This is a genomic window from Candidatus Paceibacterota bacterium, assembly GCA_041661305.1.
In the GTDB taxonomy this organism is placed as follows: domain Bacteria; phylum Patescibacteriota; class Minisyncoccia; order Phycocordibacterales; family VMEP01; genus VMEP01.
In genome coordinates this window covers 23803-43465 of record JBAZUR010000002.1, presented here as the reverse complement: position 1 = coordinate 43465, position 19663 = coordinate 23803, and the positions used below count along the sequence as shown (strand labels likewise).

18 protein-coding genes and 4 tRNA genes are annotated in these 19663 nt (G+C 39.2%); 13 read left to right on the top strand and 9 right to left on the bottom strand.

Going from position 1 to position 19663, the window contains the following annotated elements:
* Positions 1 to 137: 137 nt before the first annotated feature.
* Entirely contained in the window at positions 138 to 410 is a 273-nt protein-coding gene (locus tag WC724_02705; protein MFA6077905.1) for an HU family DNA-binding protein, read from the top strand.
* Between the two features lie 195 nt (positions 411 to 605).
* Here the strand turns inward: WC724_02705 and WC724_02700 are convergent.
* A tRNA-Gly gene (locus WC724_02700) sits at positions 606 to 676 on the bottom strand.
* 68 nt (positions 677 to 744) lie between these two features.
* On the opposite strand from WC724_02700, the gene WC724_02695 reads away from it, so the two are divergent.
* Positions 745 to 1896: a trypsin-like peptidase domain-containing protein gene (locus tag WC724_02695; GenBank protein MFA6077904.1), complete on the top strand. Its 1152-nt coding sequence runs from the start codon at positions 745 to 747 to the stop codon at positions 1894 to 1896.
* A gap of 300 nt (positions 1897 to 2196) precedes the next feature.
* Here WC724_02695 and WC724_02690 read toward each other — a convergent pair.
* From WC724_02690 to WC724_02675, 4 genes are all read right to left on the bottom strand, one after another.
* Positions 2197 to 2267: transfer RNA gene (locus WC724_02690), tRNA-Pro, on the bottom strand.
* Positions 2268 to 2445: 178 nt separating this feature from the next.
* Positions 2446 to 2856: a YraN family protein gene (locus tag WC724_02685; protein ID MFA6077903.1), complete on the bottom strand. Its 411-nt coding sequence runs from the start codon at positions 2854 to 2856 to the stop codon at positions 2446 to 2448.
* A gap of 367 nt (positions 2857 to 3223) precedes the next feature.
* Positions 3224 to 3294, bottom strand: a tRNA-Gly gene (locus WC724_02680).
* Between the two features lie 256 nt (positions 3295 to 3550).
* Positions 3551 to 3622, bottom strand: a tRNA-Arg gene (locus WC724_02675).
* 73 nt (positions 3623 to 3695) lie between these two features.
* On the opposite strand from WC724_02675, the gene WC724_02670 reads away from it, so the two are divergent.
* Complete coding sequence (locus WC724_02670) at positions 3696 to 5165, top strand: CCA tRNA nucleotidyltransferase (protein MFA6077902.1); 1470 nt, start codon at positions 3696 to 3698, stop codon at positions 5163 to 5165.
* Between the two features lie 21 nt (positions 5166 to 5186).
* Here the strand turns inward: WC724_02670 and WC724_02665 are convergent, their stop codons facing one another.
* Both WC724_02665 and xerA read right to left on the bottom strand, forming a co-directional pair.
* Positions 5187 to 5960: an exodeoxyribonuclease III gene (locus WC724_02665; protein ID MFA6077901.1), complete on the bottom strand. Its 774-nt coding sequence runs from the start codon at positions 5958 to 5960 to the stop codon at positions 5187 to 5189.
* Between the two features lie 372 nt (positions 5961 to 6332).
* Positions 6333 to 7259: a site-specific tyrosine recombinase/integron integrase gene (xerA, locus tag WC724_02660; protein ID MFA6077900.1), complete on the bottom strand. Its 927-nt coding sequence runs from the start codon at positions 7257 to 7259 to the stop codon at positions 6333 to 6335.
* Between the two features lie 110 nt (positions 7260 to 7369).
* On the opposite strand from xerA, the gene WC724_02655 reads away from it, so the two are divergent.
* The 7 genes from WC724_02655 to WC724_02625 all read left to right on the top strand — a co-directional run bounded on the left by WC724_02655 (position 7370) and on the right by WC724_02625 (position 13915).
* Positions 7370 to 7564, top strand: coding sequence for a hypothetical protein (locus tag WC724_02655; GenBank protein ID MFA6077899.1), 195 nt, complete (start codon positions 7370 to 7372; stop codon positions 7562 to 7564).
* A gap of 71 nt (positions 7565 to 7635) precedes the next feature.
* Positions 7636 to 7899, top strand: a complete 264-nt coding sequence (gene rpsO, locus WC724_02650; GenBank protein ID MFA6077898.1) for a 30S ribosomal protein S15 — start codon at positions 7636 to 7638, stop codon at positions 7897 to 7899.
* A 106-nt stretch (positions 7900 to 8005) separates the two neighbouring features.
* Positions 8006 to 8548 carry an NYN domain-containing protein gene (locus WC724_02645; GenBank protein MFA6077897.1) on the top strand — a complete coding sequence of 181 codons (543 nt, stop codon included), beginning with the start codon at positions 8006 to 8008 and terminating at the stop codon, positions 8546 to 8548.
* A 170-nt stretch (positions 8549 to 8718) separates the two neighbouring features.
* On the top strand, positions 8719 to 10869 hold the full coding sequence (locus tag WC724_02640) for a polyribonucleotide nucleotidyltransferase (GenBank protein ID MFA6077896.1): 2151 nt from the start codon (positions 8719 to 8721) through the stop codon (positions 10867 to 10869).
* An 85-nt stretch (positions 10870 to 10954) separates the two neighbouring features.
* Positions 10955 to 11935 (top strand): hypothetical protein, encoded by a 981-nt coding sequence (locus WC724_02635; GenBank protein ID MFA6077895.1) that lies wholly within the window; start codon positions 10955 to 10957, stop codon positions 11933 to 11935.
* A gap of 47 nt (positions 11936 to 11982) precedes the next feature.
* The gene (locus WC724_02630) at positions 11983 to 12339 is read left to right on the top strand and encodes a TraR/DksA C4-type zinc finger protein (GenBank protein ID MFA6077894.1); all 357 of its coding nucleotides are present in this window, start codon (positions 11983 to 11985) and stop codon (positions 12337 to 12339) included.
* 10 nt (positions 12340 to 12349) lie between these two features.
* The gene (locus WC724_02625; GenBank protein ID MFA6077893.1) at positions 12350 to 13915 is read left to right on the top strand and encodes a YifB family Mg chelatase-like AAA ATPase; all 1566 of its coding nucleotides are present in this window, start codon (positions 12350 to 12352) and stop codon (positions 13913 to 13915) included.
* Positions 13916 to 14013: 98 nt separating this feature from the next.
* Here the strand turns inward: WC724_02625 and WC724_02620 are convergent, their stop codons facing one another.
* Positions 14014 to 14904 (bottom strand): M23 family metallopeptidase, encoded by an 891-nt coding sequence (locus tag WC724_02620; GenBank protein MFA6077892.1) that lies wholly within the window; start codon positions 14902 to 14904, stop codon positions 14014 to 14016.
* 521 nt (positions 14905 to 15425) lie between these two features.
* Here WC724_02620 and WC724_02615 point away from each other — a divergent pair.
* Entirely contained in the window at positions 15426 to 17369 is a 1944-nt protein-coding gene (locus tag WC724_02615) for a UvrD-helicase domain-containing protein (GenBank protein MFA6077891.1), read from the top strand.
* Position 17370: 1 nt separating this feature from the next.
* On the top strand, positions 17371 to 18153 hold the full coding sequence (gene rsmA, locus WC724_02610; GenBank protein MFA6077890.1) for a 16S rRNA (adenine(1518)-N(6)/adenine(1519)-N(6))-dimethyltransferase RsmA: 783 nt from the start codon (positions 17371 to 17373) through the stop codon (positions 18151 to 18153).
* Positions 18154 to 18162: 9 nt separating this feature from the next.
* Here the strand turns inward: rsmA and WC724_02605 are convergent, their stop codons facing one another.
* Positions 18163 to 18501, bottom strand: a complete 339-nt coding sequence (locus WC724_02605; GenBank protein ID MFA6077889.1) for a hypothetical protein — start codon at positions 18499 to 18501, stop codon at positions 18163 to 18165.
* Positions 18502 to 18689: 188 nt separating this feature from the next.
* Here WC724_02605 and WC724_02600 point away from each other — a divergent pair, with 188 nt between their 5' ends.
* On the top strand, positions 18690 to 19634 hold the full coding sequence (locus WC724_02600; GenBank protein MFA6077888.1) for a thrombospondin type 3 repeat-containing protein: 945 nt from the start codon (positions 18690 to 18692) through the stop codon (positions 19632 to 19634).
* The last annotated feature ends 29 nt before the right edge of the window (positions 19635 to 19663 follow it).

The window sequence follows — 19663 nt, the reverse complement described above, 5'->3', positions numbered from 1 at the left end:
GTCTTATTTTCCCCTTATTGCCTAAAAAATGGCCTGATATATAATGTTTGCGTGGTCTTAAGGCGGTTCATACGCGTGTATGACCATAATAAAACTCGGTCGAGCATTATTAATCGTTTAAGTAGCTACTTAAAAAAATGAATAAAGCAGGAATTGTCGACTCAGTACATGCAGTGTTAGGCGGAACAAAAGTATCCGCAGAACAAGCAGTTGAAACAGTGTTCGACTCGATCGTAAAATCACTAAAGAAAGGTGATGAGGTCTCTGTTGCAGGTTTTGGAACATTCGTTGTAAAGAAACGCGCAGCAAGAACCGCCCGCAATCCTCGCACAGGCGAACCAGTTAACGTCCCAGCAATGAACGTTCCTAAGTTTCGCGCAGGCAAGGGTTTGAAAGACGCAGTGAAGTAATTCACTACTCTCTAAAAAATAAAAAGCCGCATAAATGCGGTTTTTTATTTTGTATATCTGGTGCGGGATGGGAATCGGTCACGGATATTTTCCTGCTGGAAAATTCCGCTACCCCGCCTCACGCCGTCGCGCTCCGGCTTTCGATTCTCCCATCCCGCAACAAAACTAGCCTTAGCTAGTTTTGTTAAAATTCAGTGCGGGATGGGAGAATCGAACTCCCGACACCAGTTTGGAAAACTGGAGTTATACCATTTAACTAATCCCGCAAATACTGTATTCGCCATATTATCAGATAAAGTACTGTGAAGTAAACTTTCCAGATATAATAGTCCTCATGTTTAAAATTTTTGGAATTTCTATAAAAAAGATTCTTTTGGGCGCAACTATTGCTCTTCTTTTTATACTCCCTGCTAAAACATCCACACCCACAGAAACAGAACCGATTAACGTTCTAAAAACTGAAAGCGTAATATCTTCAACAACCCCAGTAACCAAGACTGGAACTACCACCTCAGAACTATTATCTAAAAACTTAGTCACTCAAAAAACATCAACAACAACTAAACAAAAGCTCGTCCAAACAAATATCCCAGCCTCAACAACGCCAAAAACTATCACCATACAACTCCTCCCGCTTGAACAGCTTAACGAAAAAGCTCGCCCGGCGATTGTAAACATACTCTGTACCACTCAAAATGGCGGTGATTTCAAGCCTCTTTCTGGAAGTGGTGTCTTTATAAACAACAAGGGGGTTATCCTCACAAATGCTCATATTGGACAATATTTCCTCCTTCGAGACTATGGTGTAAAAAACTACATAACATGTGTTGCCAGACAAGGCTCCCCCGCTTCCCCTACTTTTTTAATTGAACCACTTTATATTTCAAAAAAATGGATAGAAGAAAATAAACAAACAATCAAACAAGAAGATCCAACAGGCACCGGTGAAAACGATTTTGCCTTACTACGAGCGGTTGGTAAACCAGACGGACAACCATTACCTCAATCGTTCCCTTATATTGAAGCTAATATTAATCCAGAACTGGTTCTTCGCTCTCTTCCAATGCTTATTATCGCCTATCCAGCTGGTTTCTTGGGTGGCGCCACAATACAAACAAGCCTTTCCTTAACCTCAAGCACAGGAGTTATTAAGGAGCTTTATAATTTCTATGATAAAGCCCTTCTAGATGTTATTTCCGTTGAAGGGAATATTCTTTCGCAGAGAGGATCTTCGGGTGGAGCTGTTATCAACCAATCAACCGGCAAGCTTGAGGGAATAATAACTACAAGCACAAATAACACCTCAACTGGAGAACGGGTTCTTTTCGCGATAACACCTGGACATATTGACCGAGAAATAAAAACTGAAACCGGACAAACATTAAATGAATTTATCTCTCAAGATTTAGATATCGCTCAAAAAAACTTCAAAGAAGTCCTATCTAAACCGCTTATAGATTTATTAACAAAAGAAATCGAGGGATAAAAACCCACTTAGCTACATTGTCGGGGTGCCGAGAATCGGTCACGAGTTACTAATTCGCTTCGCTCATAAGTACTCTCGACCCCGCCTCGCCGTCGCAGGGCGACATGCTCCGGCTTTCGATTCTCCACGCAAGCAAAGCAGTTTGCTTGCTCATCCCGCCCAGCTTTTCGCTTCGCTAAAATCTGTGCGGGATGGGAGAATCGAACTCGGGCTATCTAAATTTCTTATGGAAATTTCCACAGAAGTCTCCCAGACTTCTGGTTGTGAAGATTTTTCAACACAAACCGTTTAGTTACATCGTCGGGGTGCCGAGAATCGAACTCGGGCTATCTGCTCCCAAAGCAGACGTACTACCTCTATACTACACCCCGGCGATATAACCAAAAACCAAACGGAAAATCTTCACAACCCCAAAGCAGACGTACTACCTCTATACTACACCCCGAAACATTTTTTGACCCCACGCAGACGTATTCCCTTCCACCTGCCATTAAAACAAACGCTTATAAAACACGACAACCCACCAATCCTATCATAAAAATTAAAAAATTACGCAAAAATATTTTCTAAATACTTAATTTTTGCTTTTTTCTCCTTTGTAAACAAATTGACAATAACGGCGTCGCACTGCCAATTACAATCTACGTCTACCCTCTTCTCTTGAAGATATGAGTTAATGGCTCTACTAAGACGTTTTAATTTTTGAGGGTGGAGATTGTCCTCCGCGCGGTGCCCAATCCACACGTCTTCCAAGCCAAAGTTTTCACGGGAAACAGTCTTAACTTCAATAAAGTACAAAGTTTTGTCCTTTTTCGCAATTATATCTATTTCCCCAGTAAACTTTCGGTAATTTCTATCTACAATACTAAAACCTTTCTTTTCCAGAAATCTACAAGCCAAATCTTCACCGACCCTTCCAACCATCTGTTTCGCTTGATTTCTCTCAACACTTGAGCTCATAAAAAATAATTATACACCACAACTTTGGATATGTTTGTTTCACGTGAAACTTTTAGAAAGGAAAGTCCCAATAAAGACAAATTATCCTTATTTAAAGCCATTTTTAGACAAATAAAGGCCATTTTCTTGGACAGTTTTTATGTCTCTTATTAACATTGTCCACTGACTTATCCCCAGATTTGACCTATTTTAGCCTTATTTTTTAAAGTAGCACTGTTTACAAGTCTCTATCTTTCTTGCAAAAAACTGTCCGTAAGCCGTTAATACAGAAAAATTATTACAGTTATTGTATTGGTAAACAATAATACTCCGACCCACAAAGCGTTAAGAAAACATGCTATTCCTAGCATGTTTTCTTAACGCTTTGTGCGGGTAGGGGTAATCGAAACCCCGTCTCATCCTTGGCAAGGACGTGTTCTACCACTAAACCATACCCGCAATTTATCGGTGTATTTTAACAGAGTTTTAAATAAGTTCAAATAATATAGAGGTTACGTCAATAAAAGATTAGGTCACGGATATTTTTCTACTGGGATTCGGTCACAGGTTTCTAAGCACGTTCAAATGTGTACATTCTTCACGTACTAAGAACCTGCAACCCCGCCTCAATGTTTTTGATTACAAAAACATATTCCGGCTTTCGAATCCTGACGTGAGACGCGCAGGCGTCTCACTGCTTCAGGCACACTTCGTGTGCCCTCGCCAGGATTCGAACCTGGAATAACAGTTTCGAAGACTGTCGTGATATCCATTTCACTACGGGGGCTAAAACTGTGAGAACCCTTACATCATAAGGAAAATTAGGAAAATATCAAAACCTGGAGTAATATTTTTAGATAATGAAGCCTGAAAATATCCCCAAAAACATAAGCGCCATAAGCGAATCTCTAGAAAAAGCCGGTTTTGAAGCATATTTAGTTGGGGGGTGTGTTCGAGATGTTTTAGCGGGTAAAAAACCAAAAGATTGGGACTTCACGACAAATGCAAGACCGGAGGATATTATAAAAATTTTTCCAAAAACATTTTACGAAAATGAGTACGGAACAGTTGGTGTTGTAGATGAAAGTGAAACAGACGAGACGTTAAAAATTGTAGAAATAACTCCCTACAGAATAGAGGGGAAGTATAGTGATTACCGCAGACCAGACTCTGTTGTTTTTAGTAAAAATCTAGAAGACGACCTAAGGAGGCGTGACTTCACAATCAACGCGATTGCGTATGATATTACTAAAGGACAAATTGTTGATCCGTATAACGGACAAAAGGATATAAAGGACAAGATTATCCGAGCAGTTGGCAATCCAGAAGAAAGATTTGCCGAAGATGCACTTCGTGTAATGAGAGCAGTTCGTTTGGCCGCAGAATTAGGTTTCATGATTAACAGCGAGACAGAAAAAGCGTTGGAAAACAATGTGAATAACCTAAAAAACATAGCGCTGGAAAGGATTCGTGATGAATTTATAAAACTAGTAATGTCACCGAACCCAATGATAGGAATCGTCTTAGCAAATCGTCTTGGCGTGCTCAAATATGTTTCACCTGAAACAGAAGCTGGCATTAAGGTTAAACAGAATGGCGACCATATTTACGATGTTTGGGAGCACAACCTAAGAGCTTTACAGCACTCGGCAGATAGAGATTGGCCGTTACACGTGAGACTTGCAGCCTTATTTCATGATGTTTCTAAGCCCGAAACTAGGCGTTGGTCAGATGAAAAGAAAGATTATACATTCTATGGGCACGATGTTGTTGGTTCACGTGTAACAAAAAAAATACTGGAGAGGATGCGTTTTCCAAAAGATATAGTAGAGGTTGTTTCTAAACTAGTGAGATATCATTTATTTTTCTCAGATGTAGAAAAAATAACCCTTTCCGCTGTAAGAAGGATTGTAAAAAATGTTGGACCAGAAAATGTTTGGGATTTAATGAAAGTTAGAGCATGCGACCGTATCGGCATGGGCAGACCAAAAGAGACCCCGTATCGGCTTAGAAAATATGAGTCTATGATTGAAGAAGCGATGCGTGCACCGATATCGGTAGCGATGCTAAAGATTGACGGAAAACGTATTATGGAAGTTACACATGAAACTCCTGGACCAAAGATTGGCTATGTTTTACACGCACTTCTTGAGGAAGTACTTGATGAGCCAGACAGAAATACCACTGAGTATCTAGAAAAACGTTCACTTGTATTAATAAAACTATCTATCGACGAGCTAAAAAAACTTGGCGAGGAGGGGAAGGCTAAAAAAGAGGAGGAGGAATCAAAAGAAGTATCTGAGATAAGAAAAAAACACTGGGTAAAATAGTGAAATGTCCTTTAGGAGTTTCTAATCTTTTAATTCTAGTGCTATCGGACAATGGTCCGAGCCGAAAACGTTTGAGAGTATTTTAATTGCTGTTATTTTTTTTATCAAACCGCGTGATGCAAAAAAATAATCTATTCTCCATCCAACATTTCTATCTCGTGCGCGGGTTTTCATATCCCACCAAGTATAAGCATTTTGTTTCTCAGGATTGAAGTGTCGAAAAACATCTAGATAACCATGTGCGATATATTCATCAATCCAAGCTCGTTCTTCTGGTAAAAAACCAATTTGTCCCTCGTTTTCTTTAGGCCTAGCAATGTCTATTGGCTCATGAGCCACGTTAACATCTCCGCAAAAAATAATTTCTTTGTCTCCCTTTTTTAATTTTTCAATGTGTTTTAAAAATTCTTCGTAAAAATCTAACTTGTATTTAAGTCTCTCTGGGGCTCCACCTCCATTTGGAAAATAGACATTAAGAAGAATAAATTTTTTAAAATGTAAAACTAACAATCGCCCCTCGTCATCAAATTTTTTAATTCCCATTCCTTCTTCAATTTTTTCTGGCGCAATTTTTGTATAAATACCAACACCACTATATCCCTTACGTCCTTTTGAATGTGAGAAGTAACAAAAATATCCAGGAATATTTCTGATTTCTTCTGGTAACTGAACTTCTTCAGCTTTAGTTTCCTGTAAGCACAGGATATCCGGTTTCTCTTTTTTAATAAACGAAAGAAACAGCCCTTTTCTGTGTACCGCACGGAGCCCATTTACATTCCAGGAGATGATTTTCATTTTTATTATTTTAGCATATGATATGTATTAGAAATTACATAAAAAGGAGCAAGTTCTATGGCACCCAAAAATAGTGTTTGTAGTGTCAGATATTTGATTAGGCAAATGATGGAAAGTGGGGAGGTCTCCGATTATGGAAACTGGGGAATTTGTACAAACGGGGAAGGGCTTTATCTTGGAAGATCTTGCAAGAAGATATTTCTATGTGTCCCTCTTCTCGACATCGTCGACCATGCCGTAAAAAACTTTCCAGAATACGGAACGGAAGAAATGTTCGTAACCATCAGACTGAGAGATCCTGGTTTAGTCGAGTGGCACGTAAGCACTTCCACCTCCGCGAACTAAAAGACGTCCAAATTGTATGGCGTCTTTTTACTTTCCACCGCTGTGGAATTTTTTATGTATCTCCCTAAGAGCTTTATCTGTCACGTGGGTATAGATTTGAGTAGTGGAAATACTCGCATGGCCGAGCATCATTTGAACAGAGCGAATATCTGCCCCGTTACCCAGTAAATCTGTAGCGAATGAGTGGCGAATAACGTGAGGGGTTACTTTTTTTGAGATACCCGCCTTAATTGCATATTGCGCGACAATTCTTTCCACGGAACGAGTTGTGAGATGTGTTATTTCTCCTTTTTTCTTGCCAATACTTCCAGTGCCAACAAAAAGGACGTCTTCCATATCCGGACGCTTAGCTAAGTATTTTTTAATCGCCTCCTTTGCCGAATCCGAAAGAAAAACAACGCGGACTTTTTCACCTTTCCCCCTAACAGAAAATTCATCTTTACGTAAATCAATATCACGGGGAAGAGAGCAAAGCTCAGAAACACGAAGTCCTGTAGAAAAAAGTAGTTCTAAAATTGCTTTATCACGCAAACTTTTTAAATCATCGCCATTAGGGGCTTTAAGTAATCTCTCTAATTCATCAAGAGAAATAAGGTCAAGCGAGCGTTCTGATACCTTTGCCAATTCAATACGGTCTGGTGGCATCGCCTCGATTCCTCTTTTCATTAAATACTTAAGAAAAATTCGTAACGCAATCAAATAATAGTTCTGTGTCTTCTTTTTTAAAGTTCCAGCACTCATTCCGCGCTCGCGCCGACCTTCTTGTCTATTAAGCCATAGACGAAATTCACGAACAGAGTCGTCGGTTATATCTTTGGGGTGTTTTGCGTTTGTTTGAACAAGAAAACGCTCTAAATATGCATCGTAATTACGTACTGTTTTCAAGCTTCTCCCGCGTTCTATTTCTATATATTCGAGAAATTGTTGTTTTAAGCTCTTTAAATCTTGAGTCATAATGTCGTAAAATATTTTACCACGACAATAAGGTAAGCATGGTATCTATAAATTTGAAAAAATCTGATACCTTTATTTTTTTATGATATAGTTATATAAATTACATAAATATGAGACTAGAATCACTACCGACAGACGACAATGAGGCACATGGAGATGCTTCTCTTTTAGGCCGCGAAGATCTTTTTGAAAAAAAGGAGGAACAATACCCTGAAACACAGGAATTAACAGCCAAACAAGAGGCAGAACTCAGTGAGGCGCTAAAAAATCTGCGAAACGACCCGAAGTTCAACCAACTCCACTAAAAACCCTTGAAGAAGTAGGTTTTTACCGAGAGCCCTTGCAAAAATAAGGCTTTTTTGCTATAGTTTGGCCCATGATAACGAAGAAGAAAAAGGCTGAAATCATGTCAAAAACGCAGATTCACGACAAGGATACAGGCTCTGCCGAGGTCCAAATCGCCATTTTGACCAAGAGAATCACCGATTTAGCTACCCATTTAAAGAAAAACCAAAAGGACAACCATTCTCGTCGTGGGCTTATTCAAATTGTTGCTGACCGCAGAACACATTTGAAGTATTTGGAGAAGAAAAGCAAGAAACGATACGATTCTATCGTTAAGAAGCTAGCCTTGAAGTAAGAAATAGCCCGTCTTTACCGACAGGCCGTCTGCAAGCTTCTATCATTACCGATAGAAGAATTAAATTTTTAATAATATAGTTCGTTTAAGTAAATAATTTTTATATATGTCAGTTATTAAACACAAAGACCAAAGAGTTGGTGTTTTTATAGATACACAAAATCTTTATCACAGTGCCCGCAACCTTTATCACGCAAAAGTAAATTTTGGAGCCATAATGAAAGAAGCTGTTGGTGTACGCCAACTTGTTCGCGCTATTGCTTATGTCATCAAAACAGAAGGTGAGGATGAAAAAAGCTTTTTTGAAGCTTTGGGGAAGGTTGGAATAGAAACAAAAGTTAAGGATCTTCAGATTTTCTGGGGTGGAGCCAAAAAAGCAGATTGGGATGTTGGGCTTGCTGTCGATGCAATGCGCTTAGCACCAAAGCTTGATGCTGTTGTTATTGTTTCGGGAGATGGGGATTTTTGCCCACTAGTTGAATATTTAAAGCTAAACGTTGGGGTACAGGTTGAAGTTATCGCTTTTGGTAAATCAGCTTCAAGCAACCTCCGTGCTGTTGCTGACGACTTCATTGACCTTTCTGATGACCCTAAGAAATTTTTAATAATGCCAAGGCGAAGTAAAAAAGGGGAGGCTACAAATAATTAAATTTTCAAAAAAAAGAGACCAGAAATGGTCTCTTTTTTTGTTTATGTTGAAAAGCCATCCTTTCCGTGCGAAACTTAGTGGAACTTACCATTAATAAAAGCCAGGAGAATAATACAGGGTTTAAATATTAAAAAATTTTTACTCCTAAAATTCGGTGGGTTTAAAATAAGATGCAAAAGAAAAACTTCTCGTGTGAAATTGGTGGAAAAACTTTAACCGCAACTTTCTCTGATTTAACCGAGCAAGCAAATGGTTCAGTTATTGTGTCTTATGGAAAAACTATTGTTCTCGCAACGGCTGTTATTTCAAAAGAGAAACGAGACAATATAGATTTTTTTCCACTCACTGTTGATTACGAAGAAAGATTTTATGCTGCTGGGCAAATTCTAGGAAGTCGTTTTGTTAGACGAGAAGGAAAACCGTCAGACGAAGCAATTCTTTCTGGTCGTATCATTGATAGAACTATCCGCCCACTTTTTGATGATCATATAAGAAATGAAATACAAGTTATCATAACTGTTCTTGCTATCGACAAAGACGATCCAGATATTTTGGCAATCAACGCAGCGTCCCTTGCTCTCGCAACATCGGACATTCCATGGAACGGACCGGTCGCAGCAATTCGTTTAACAAAACACTCCAGAACTGATGCGCCGGAAATAAATCCGGATTATGATTTTCGACGCCACGATGACGCAGAGCTCGAGCTTGTTATTTGTGGTCGTGATGGAAAAATAAATATGATTGAAGCCTCTGGTAAAGAAATGCCGGAAGAAATTATCTCCAGTGCCTTAGAACAAGCACTTCCAGAACTAAAAAAACTGCAAGACTTCCAAGAAAGCATCGTACGCGAAATCGGCAAGAAAAAAATTACAATTCCACGAGAAGAAATATCGAGCGAAGCTAAAAGCTTTTTTACTGAAAAAGTTTCTCCTCGCTTTGAAGAAATATTAAGCGGTGGAGCAGGCGGAAAAATTATCGGGGAAATTCTTGACTACTGGATGGAAATTTTTACCGAGCAATTTAAAGAAGAAAAAACATCTTTAGCGCTTTCGTATTTTGAAAAATCAGTAGATGACTTTATTCACAACGAAGCGGTTAAAAACGATAGGCGTCCAGACGGAAGAGGTTTTAAAGAAGTCCGTAAAATATTTGCCCAAGCTGGTGGTATTTCTCCTGTTCTTCATGGTACTGGTATTTTTTATCGCGGAGGCACACACGTTCTTTCTGCTTTAACTCTCGCTGGTCCAGGAGAATCGCAAACAATTGATGGTATTGAGATAAAGACGGAGAAACGTTATATGCATCATTACAATTTTCCTCCATTCTCATCTGGGGAAATTAAAAAAGTTGGAAATATAAATCGCCGAGAAATCGGACACGGAGCTTTGGCAGAAAAAGCACTACTTGCGGTTCTTCCAAGCCAGGAAGAGTTTCCATATACTATTCGCATTGTTTCTGAATCAATGGCTTCGAACGGCTCAACTTCAATGGCTTCGGTTTGTGGTTCAACCCTCGCCTTGATGGATGGTGGTGTTCCAATAAAAAGACCAGTTGCTGGAATTGCTATGGGGGTAATGATGGAAGGTGAAGAAAATTATAAAATTTTGACCGACATTCAAGGGCCAGAGGATCACTACGGTGACATGGATTTTAAGGTTGCTGGAACAGAAGTTGGTATCACTGCCGTACAAATGGATATTAAAATTGGCGGCATTCCATTGTCTGTTTTAAAAGAAGCCCTTGTTGATGCACGAGATGCTCGGCTACAAATCATCACAAAAATAAAAGAGGCGATTCCAACACCAAGACCAATGCTCTCTGCTTCGGCGCCAAAAGTTTTGCGTCACAAAGTAAAGGAAGATCAAATTGGTTTAATCATCGGGCCTGGTGGAAAAATGATAAACGGAATTAAGTCTATAACTGGAGCAGAACAAATAGACATCGACGAAACTGGTGGTGTTTTAATTGTTGGTAAAAACGGGAGCGCGGAAGCCGCACTTCTAAAAATAAAAGAGCTCACCAAGGAATATAAGGTTGGTGAAAGATTTACGGGGACTGTTGCTCGTATCATGGACTTTGGGGCGTTTGTTGAAATCGGACCGCGCACTGATGGTTTGGTTCACGTTTCACAGATAGCGCCGTTCCATATCAACCGAATAACCGATGTCCTATCTATTGGGGAAAAAGTAGAAGTAATCATTAAAGAAATTGATGAAAAGCACCGTATCAATCTTTCTATTAAAGATGTTGACCCTGATTTCGCGACACGTAAGGGACTGAAACCAGATACTCCTCCTACTCCACAAGCGGGCGCCTAGTTAATTATTTTTAAAAGTTAATTAAATAAATTAGTTTACCTAAAAGGCTATAACGCGAAACGACTGTGCGTGTATAATAATACTCATGGACACGATTCCTGATCAAAATAACATTTCAGAACCAACCCTGAACAAAGAAGTAGGAGCTCCTGGATCTTTTCACTTAAATCAATCAGTCACACCAGAAACTGTGAAGGAACCTACTACTCCTAAAATTTCTCCAATTAGAACATATCAAAGCGATGCAGCCAGGTCTGTTAAGGAGAACCAAACTTCTCTTACAAGGATGGTCATTGCAGAGCAGGGGCGTAAAGACAAAATATCAGCAGAACTTTCTCCTCGTTCTTCAAAAAACATCGTCTTAATATCTTTAAGCGTTATTCTCCTAATCACTGGAGTTCTTTTGGTTACTTACTTTTTTGTAAAGACAATTACCCCCGGGGCCGGAACTGAAACTGGTCCAACACGTATCCCTGCCTTGTTTTTAACCGAACAAGATTTTGGAGTTGATATAACCGGAAACAACAGAGAGACAATTTGGAAAAAAGCGACTGCTTCTGTGAAAGAACTCACCCCACGACTAGACTCGCTCGTTAATATATATTTCACGGAAACGAAAGACTATATGTCACAACCTGCACTTATAAATACTGAAAAGTTTTTTTCAATGATCGAATCGCGAATACCACCGGCTCTTCTTCGCTCACTTGATAATAGTTTTTTGTTTGGAATACATTCGTTTAATGGCAATCAGCCATTTCTTGTGCTAAAAACAAACTTCTATGAAAACGCAGCCGCTGGAATGTATTCTTGGGAAAACGATATGGCTGGGGAGATTCTTCCTTTGTTCGGGATTGCCCCCCAAAATAGTTCTGATATTTACAGAAGGGCGTTTGTTGATTCTGTTATTAAAAACAAAGACGTCAGAGTATTACGAGATGATACCGGCCAACCTCTACTAATTTATTACTTTAAAGACAAGAAAACTATAATTATCACAACAAACGAAGCCACTTTAAGTGAGATAATCACGCGCCTTTCAACCGCCAAATCACCGGTTAGATAGTTCCGCACACTAAATTGAAAAAATAAAAATTGTGATAAAATAAAAACATGGAAAAAAATTACGAAAAGTACGAACAAAAATTATCCGAGGAAAAGAAGCTTCTAGAAGAAGAGATGCAAGTACTTGGAAGAAGAACTCCAGGTAATCCAAAAGATTGGGAACCAGTTCCTTCTGTTATGGACGCAAGTCTTTCCGACAAAAATGAAGTTGCTGATTTGATGGAAGATTTTGAAGAAGTCAGTTCCACTCAATTAGAGCTAGAAAAAAGACTAAACGAGGTTGATTCTGCCCTTCTCCGAATAAAAAATGGGGGATACGGAATCTGCTCTGTTTGTGAAAAAGAAATAGAAGAAAAAAGACTTGAGGCCAACCCAGCAGCAACGACCTGCATGGCACACTTGTAGAATTATTTTTATGAATTTCGCGCGTGTTCACGGAGCCCAAATACAATTCCTGAAAGCACACGTGGTGAATGTTGAGGCCGATATTTCTCGCGGCCTTTTTTCATTTTCAATCGTTGGTCTTCCTGATAAGGCTGTTGAGGAGTCGCGGGATAGAGTTAGTGCTGCTATTAAAAATTCTGGACTAAAACCACCAAAGAGTAAAAACGAAAAAGTTGTGATTTCTCTCGCTCCGGCTGATATGAAAAAAGAAGGTCCTGTTTTTGATGTTCCGATTGCTCTTGCTTACGCTATTGCTTCAGGAGATATTTCTTTTGACCCGGCAAAAAAATTATTTGTTGGAGAACTATCACTCGATGGAAAAGTTATGCCTGTTCGAGGAACTCTTCTTATTGCCGAAGAAGCAAAGAAAAGAGGGTTTGAAGAACTATACGTCCCAGAAGAAAACGCAATAGAGGCAGCTCTTATTCGTGGAATAAAAATTTTTCCAATTAAAACCTTACAACAATTACTAAACCATCTCTCAAAAAATAAAGAGAAAAGTGCCCAGGTAAAAAATGAAACGATAGACCACAGAGAGCCAACAGAAATTATTCCAACATTTTCAGAAATTGATTTGGATCTTTCAGAAATTCGCGGACAGGAAACAGGGAAGCGTGGTTTGGAAATTGCCGCGTCTGGCGGACACAATATCGCTCTTTATGGCCCACCAGGAACAGGAAAAACGATGCTTGCCAAAGGGTTTCGCGGATTACTTCCAAATCTAAACGAAGATGAGATGCTTGAGGTGACTGGTATTCATTCAGCAGCTGGAACACTAAGAGAGACAATCATCACAACTCCGCCGTTTCGTTCCCCTCACCACACTGCTTCTTATGTTTCGGTTATCGGCGGAGGCGCAATTCCCAAACCAGGAGAGGCCACTCTCGCTCATCGTGGGGTTTTGTTTTTAGACGAATTTCCAGAGTTTGAAACCAGAGTTCTAGAATCACTACGCCAACCGCTCGAGGACAGGGTGGTTAACATTTCTCGCTCCCGTGGATTCGCACTTTTTCCGGCATCATTTATTTTAGTCGCAGCACTAAACCCTTGCCCTTGTGGAAATAGAGGTAATAAAAAACAGCAGTGCACCTGCACTGCTTCTGCAATTGCTCGCTATGAAAGAAAATTGTCAGGTCCAATTATAGACCGAGTTGATATGTGGATTGAAGTTGGCACAATAGACTATCAAAAACTATCGGGTGAAAGCGACGGTGAAAAAAGCGAGACAATACGTAATCGAGTAATGAAAGCTCGTTCTCGCCAAAAAGAACGCTTTGCTTCTTTTAAAAAAAGTGGCCGCCTAAACAGCGAAATGAAAGCAAAAGATATTATTGAAATGTCGAGAATCACAGAAAACGCCGAAAAACTTTTGCGTCAAAGTGCAGAAAAATTTAACTTTTCTGCACGTGCCTATCATAAAGCAATTAAACTCGCTCGCACCATCGCCGATTTAGCAGAAAGTGATGAAATTCTAGACGAGCATATCCTAGAAGCTATCCGCTATCGACCAAGAGAATCTTTCTTGTCGCGCTCTTAAAACAAAAAACTCCCCATCTGGGGAGTTTTTTTGTTTTGGTCGATTATCTAGATCGCAAATGAAATTTTGGGCGTTCATCCTTACCCGTCGTTCTTTCTTTAAAATGGGTTCTTCGCACCACGAATCTCAAAATGAAGATGTGATCCTGTCGAGCGCCCGGTTGAACCAACTTGCCCAATAGTTTGACCCTTGCTTACATGCCATCCTTCCTCCACAGCAACTGAACTCATGTGGCCATAAAGAGTTTGTGTTCCGTTACCGTGTGCAATAACAACATACGATCCATAGCCACCATTCCACCCACCACTTCTTGCAACAATAACTTCACCTGCGGCTGCGGCGATTATTGGAGTTCCTTTTTTGGCTGCGATATCAACACCGTTGTATCCATGTAAGCCCTGGGACTTTCTACCAAGCTCTTCTAAGACTGGGCGTATGAAGTACCCAGTGTAATCAGGCCCACCAGTGCCGTGTGCTTTGTTAACAATTTTCTTGGATGGAACAATGGTTGTACTCTTTTGTTCTGTTTCGGCGAAAGGAATGATTATTGATTCCCCAATAGGAAGGACGTCACTCTCCGAAGAAAAACCATTGAACCCGATAATTTCACCAACATCTACTTTATATTTCTTTGAAATAGAAGAGATCGTATCTCCTTTACTAATCGTGTACTGAACACCCGATACAGGCAAAATTATAAGTTTCTGTCCGACAACTAAAGCATCACCTCTTTTTAAATCGTTTGCGCTTAAAACTGTCCCAACACTAACATCAAACATTTTAGCAATACTTGAGAGGGTATCTCCCGCGCGAACCGTATATGTACTGACCTGCCCAAAAGCAGGGGTTGGTTTTTCGTTTACCTCAACCTGTGTTCCGGAAGGACCAGCGTCTGGAAGAAGAGCCATCCCTCCAACAATAGTAATATCGCCACCACCACTTGGTAAACTTTGACCAACAGGACCGGTCACAGCCTCTAAGATATCCATGTTTTGAGAATTACTTATTTTGCTCTGCTCAGAATCATTTTTAGAAAAAAGGTCGTTTATTTTAGAAAAGACTCCCGCAGAAGCTGTGGAAGGAGAGGAGATAACCAATAAAACACCAATAAACAACAACAGAAGCCTCTTTGACAGAAGCCCTAAAAATAAGGGTTTTTTCGCTTGGTTAGCACAACCAAGGTCTTTTTCTAGATGTTTAATAAGCCTATTTTAAAAACTACTTGTTTCATGTATGACCCGTGTGGGCAAAAACCGTTGAAAAACAAGCAATTTTGCTATCTTAAAGCCCTAAAAGGGCTAAAAATGGCCTAGCAGAGCCATTTTTCTGTTTTAGACGAGGTATTCCCGTCCTCATCTAAAATGGTATCCCTATAGTGGATGGAAGTCAATCGACCTGGGGATAGCTCGGGGGTAATCAAAAAATGAATGACCTTGGTAATATTTTTTATTTAAAAACAAAAAGTTCTCTATTTTTCTGTAATAAGGATTGAAGTGTTATAGTTCCATCAATGTCTGACTTAAAAAACGAGCTAAACCAACAACAACAAGAGGCTGTTGTTCAAACGGAGGGCCCTCTTTTGATTATTGCCGGTGCCGGAGCAGGAAAAACAAAAACCATAACCCATAGAATACTTCACTTAGTAGAAAAAGGGGTTACTCCCAGCTCTATTTTAGCCATTACTTTTACAAATAAGGCCGCGGCGGAAATGGGGCACCGTGTTTCTGTGCTACTCCAAACACGCCGTTCGGTTGCCGATTTTGGATTAAAAGACGGCCCCCTTGTCTCAACCTTCCATTCTTTAGGGGTAAAAATTTTAAGAGAAAACGCTACACTCGTAGAAAGAACTGCCCGCTTTTCAATCTTGGACGAACAGGAAACCGTCTCGTTAGTTAAAAATGCAATTAAAAGTCTAGACTTAGATCCAAAGCAATTTGACCCTGCACGACTACGCTGGGCAATATCCCGCCACAAAGGAAATGTTATTTCTTCCGAAGAATATTCAGAAACAGCTGAGGGTTATTTTCCAAAAGTACTTTCTTCTGTTTGGAAAAAATACGAAACCTTATTGAAAGAAGAAAATGCTTTTGACTTTGACGATCTCGTTACTCGCACAGCTGTTCTTTTACGCGACAACGAAGAGGTTTTGAAAAAATATCATAATACTTGGAAATATATTCACATCGATGAGTATCAAGATACAAACACTGCGCAATACGAATTATCACGTCTTCTAGCCAAGAAAGAAAAAAATATTTGCGTTGTTGGTGACAGTGATCAAAATATTTATGGTTGGCGTGGAGCAAATCTACGAAATATTTTAAATTTTGAACAAGACTACCCAGGAGCAATGGTTGTTCTTCTTGAGGAGAACTATCGCTCAACTCAAAACATCCTCCAAGCAGCAAACGATATTATTAAAAAAAATAAAATTCGCAAAGAAAAAAATCTTTTTACAAAAAACGTTGAGGGTGAAAAAATTGCAGTTTTTGAAGCTTATGACGAGGCAGATGAAGCACGCTTCATCGCTCAAAAATCTTTAGAACTAATTGCGGAGGGGGTTCCTTCAAACGAAATTGCTGTTTTATATCGCGCAAACTATCAGTCGCGCGCACTTGAAGAAGGTTTTCTTTCTCTTAATGTTCCACACCGTGTGCTTGGAGTGAAGTTCTTTGAACGAAAAGAGGTTAAGGATGTCTTAGCCTATATTCGCGCAGCAAGAAACCCATCTGGACTCTCAGATATAAAAAGAGTTATTAACGTTCCACCAAGAGGAGTTGGGGACGCAACTATCGCTAAAATTTTTTCTGGTAAAGAAGGTTCTCTTCCTCCGAAAATGAAAGAACGAATTTCAATTTTTTGGGCTCTTCTTGAAAAAATAAAAAATTCATCGGAAACAATGAAGACTTCGGACCTTGTTCGTTTTGTAATAAAAGAAACGGGGTTGGAAAAATTTTTTAAAGAGGGTGGGGAAGATGATTTAGAGCGACTAGAGAACATGATGGAACTCGCATCACTCGCAACAAAATATGATATTTTCGAAGCGGACGAAGGAGTTGAAAAATTACTTTCTGACGCAGCGCTTGCAAGCGACCAAGATTCCATGGACCAAAAGAAGAATAAAGATGGAGTTCGTCTAATGACTGCCCATGCTTCAAAAGGACTTGAGTTTGATTATGTTTTTATTGTTGGGCTTGAACAAGATCTTTTTCCTCACGCAAGGGTTAATCTTCCAACAACCACAGAAGAAGACTCCGAGGAAGAACGTCGTTTGTTTTACGTTGCCCTTACTCGTGCTCGAAAAAAAGTATTCTTAACTTTTGCTACGGTGCGAACAATATTTGGCTCGCGCCAAGTTGAGACTCCTTCAGAATTTATTTACGACATTGACCCAATGCTTCTTGAGCAGACAGAGAGAAGTGAATCTTTGGGTAAGGTAATATATCTAGACTAAAATGAAACCAAAAAAATCACTAGGGCAAAATTTTCTAACCAACAAAAAGATTGCTGAGGATATTGCCTTAGCTGGAAATATTTCAAAAAAAGATATTGTGCTTGAGGTTGGTCCAGGAAAGGGGATATTAACAGAGTTTTTACTTAAATATTCAAAACAAGTAATCGCCGTGGAAAAAGACCGTGAACTATTTTCTTTTCTTACGGAAAAATTCGCGAAGGAAATTTCTAATAAGAAATTAATCTTAGTTCAAGGAGATATTCTTGATTTTGATTTTAATGATTACAAAATAAAAGAAGAGTCTTATAAATTGATAGCAAATATTCCTTACAACGTAACCGGTTTACTTTTTCGTCTTTTTCTAGAAACCGGCCCTCGTCCAAAAACAATGGTTTTTATGGTACAGAAAGAAGTTGCGGAAAGAGTGATTGCTCGCGACGAAAAAGAAAGTGTTTTGTCTATTTCGGTAAAAGTGTACGGTATTCCAAAAATAACGCGTCGTGTTTCTGCTGGAAGTTTTTTTCCAAAACCAAATGTTGATTCGGCTGTCCTTACTGTTGAAAATATAAAATCACCTTTTAAAAATAAAATTGACGAGAAAAGATTTTTTGAATTACTAAAAGCAGGATTTAGCAGTAAACGAAAAAAGCTTTCAAGCAACCTCTCTTTGGTTGCAAAAAAGGATGCTGTCTTAAAAACTTTCGCAGAGCTTGGCTTAAATGAAAACACGCGAGCAGAAGATGTTTCCGCAAAAAAATTCCTAGAAATCACAAAACATTTGTAATCCTTATGATTATGACGTTCCTATTTTGAGTATTGTTCCTTGTATTGGAGGGTATGGGGCGCAAGTTTTTCCAGCAATCTGCATACAAGTACCGCCAGAAGAATAATCTCCTAATGACCACACTCCGGGCATTATTCTTCCGTACCTAAATAAACGAGAAGCTCCCGGAATATAAAGAAGGATTGCTGGGCGTGGAGGACCGACTATTACTGCCATTCCAGGAGAGCAGGTGCAAGGAATCACACTCATTATTCTTCCACCAAAGACTGAGGCGGCGTTAACAGATAAAGGTGAGGCAATCAAAAACGACATTAGTCCTAGAAACAGAAAAAGAAACATTTTTCTCATACAACTATTATATAACAAAGTAAAACAAAATACTTTCGAAAAACATTGCGCAGGCTGACGAGCCGAGCATAGTAAATTTTTAGCAAAAAATTATACGTGTTTTTCAAAAGTATTTTAAAAAAGAATATCCACACAAACCAAAGAATCCACAGAAAAACAACGATTTCCTTGCTATACTTAAACAATCTATGAATTCTCAATCCGTGCGAAACTTTCTTAAGAACAAAAAATTAGTTGCCGCATCTATTTTAGGGTTAACAATTATAAGTTTATCTGTTTTTTCCAACAAAGGAGTTTCTAATCCACTAATTACAGAAACAAAACAAGAAGAACAAGGTGTTTTGGTTATTAATGGTGGGGTAAACGACTCCGTCGCAGATTTAATAAACAAAGACAGTGATAAGGATGGACTAAAAGACTGGGAGGAAGCACTTTATGGTACAGATCCGAACAATAAAGACTCAAATAACAACGGAATATTAGACGGAACTGAAGTTCATAAACAAAATGTGGCTAAAAATACCACGAGTGGAGAGATTACAACCTCTGCGACAGATCAGTTCGGTCAGCAGTTTTTTGTGGCAGCTTCAGCTCTTAAAAACGCTGGAAAATTTGACCCAGAAACAGTACGAGAAACCGCAAAAATTATATATTCCAACATAAAACAAGAGGAGATACGCCCCCTATACACAATAAACGACCTCACTGTTATAAAAAACGCCAGTGATGCAGAAATTTTAGCTTACAGCAAAAATCTTGGAACGGTAATCCAAAAATATTCGAAATATAACCTAGGACAAGAAATCACAGTAATCTCTACCTCTCTTGAAACTAGCGACCAAACATTGCAAACAAAACTAGTTCCTTACATAAACGCCTACACAAACATAGCCAAGGACACCGTGGAAATCGCGGTTCCAGAAAAAATAGCAGAGCTTCACCTTGATCTGATAAATAACTACCGAGGAACGGCTGATTCTCTGAAAATTGTCGGGCAAATTTTTTCCGACCCTCTTCTTTCGATGAACGGTCTTAATCAATATCTTTCCTATAGCAATAAATTGGTAGAAACCGCTAAAACACTAGAGATATATTTTAAAAGTGGTGTTATACTTAATAATACACAGCCGTAAAAACTATGGTTCTATTTTCTGCTAAAAGG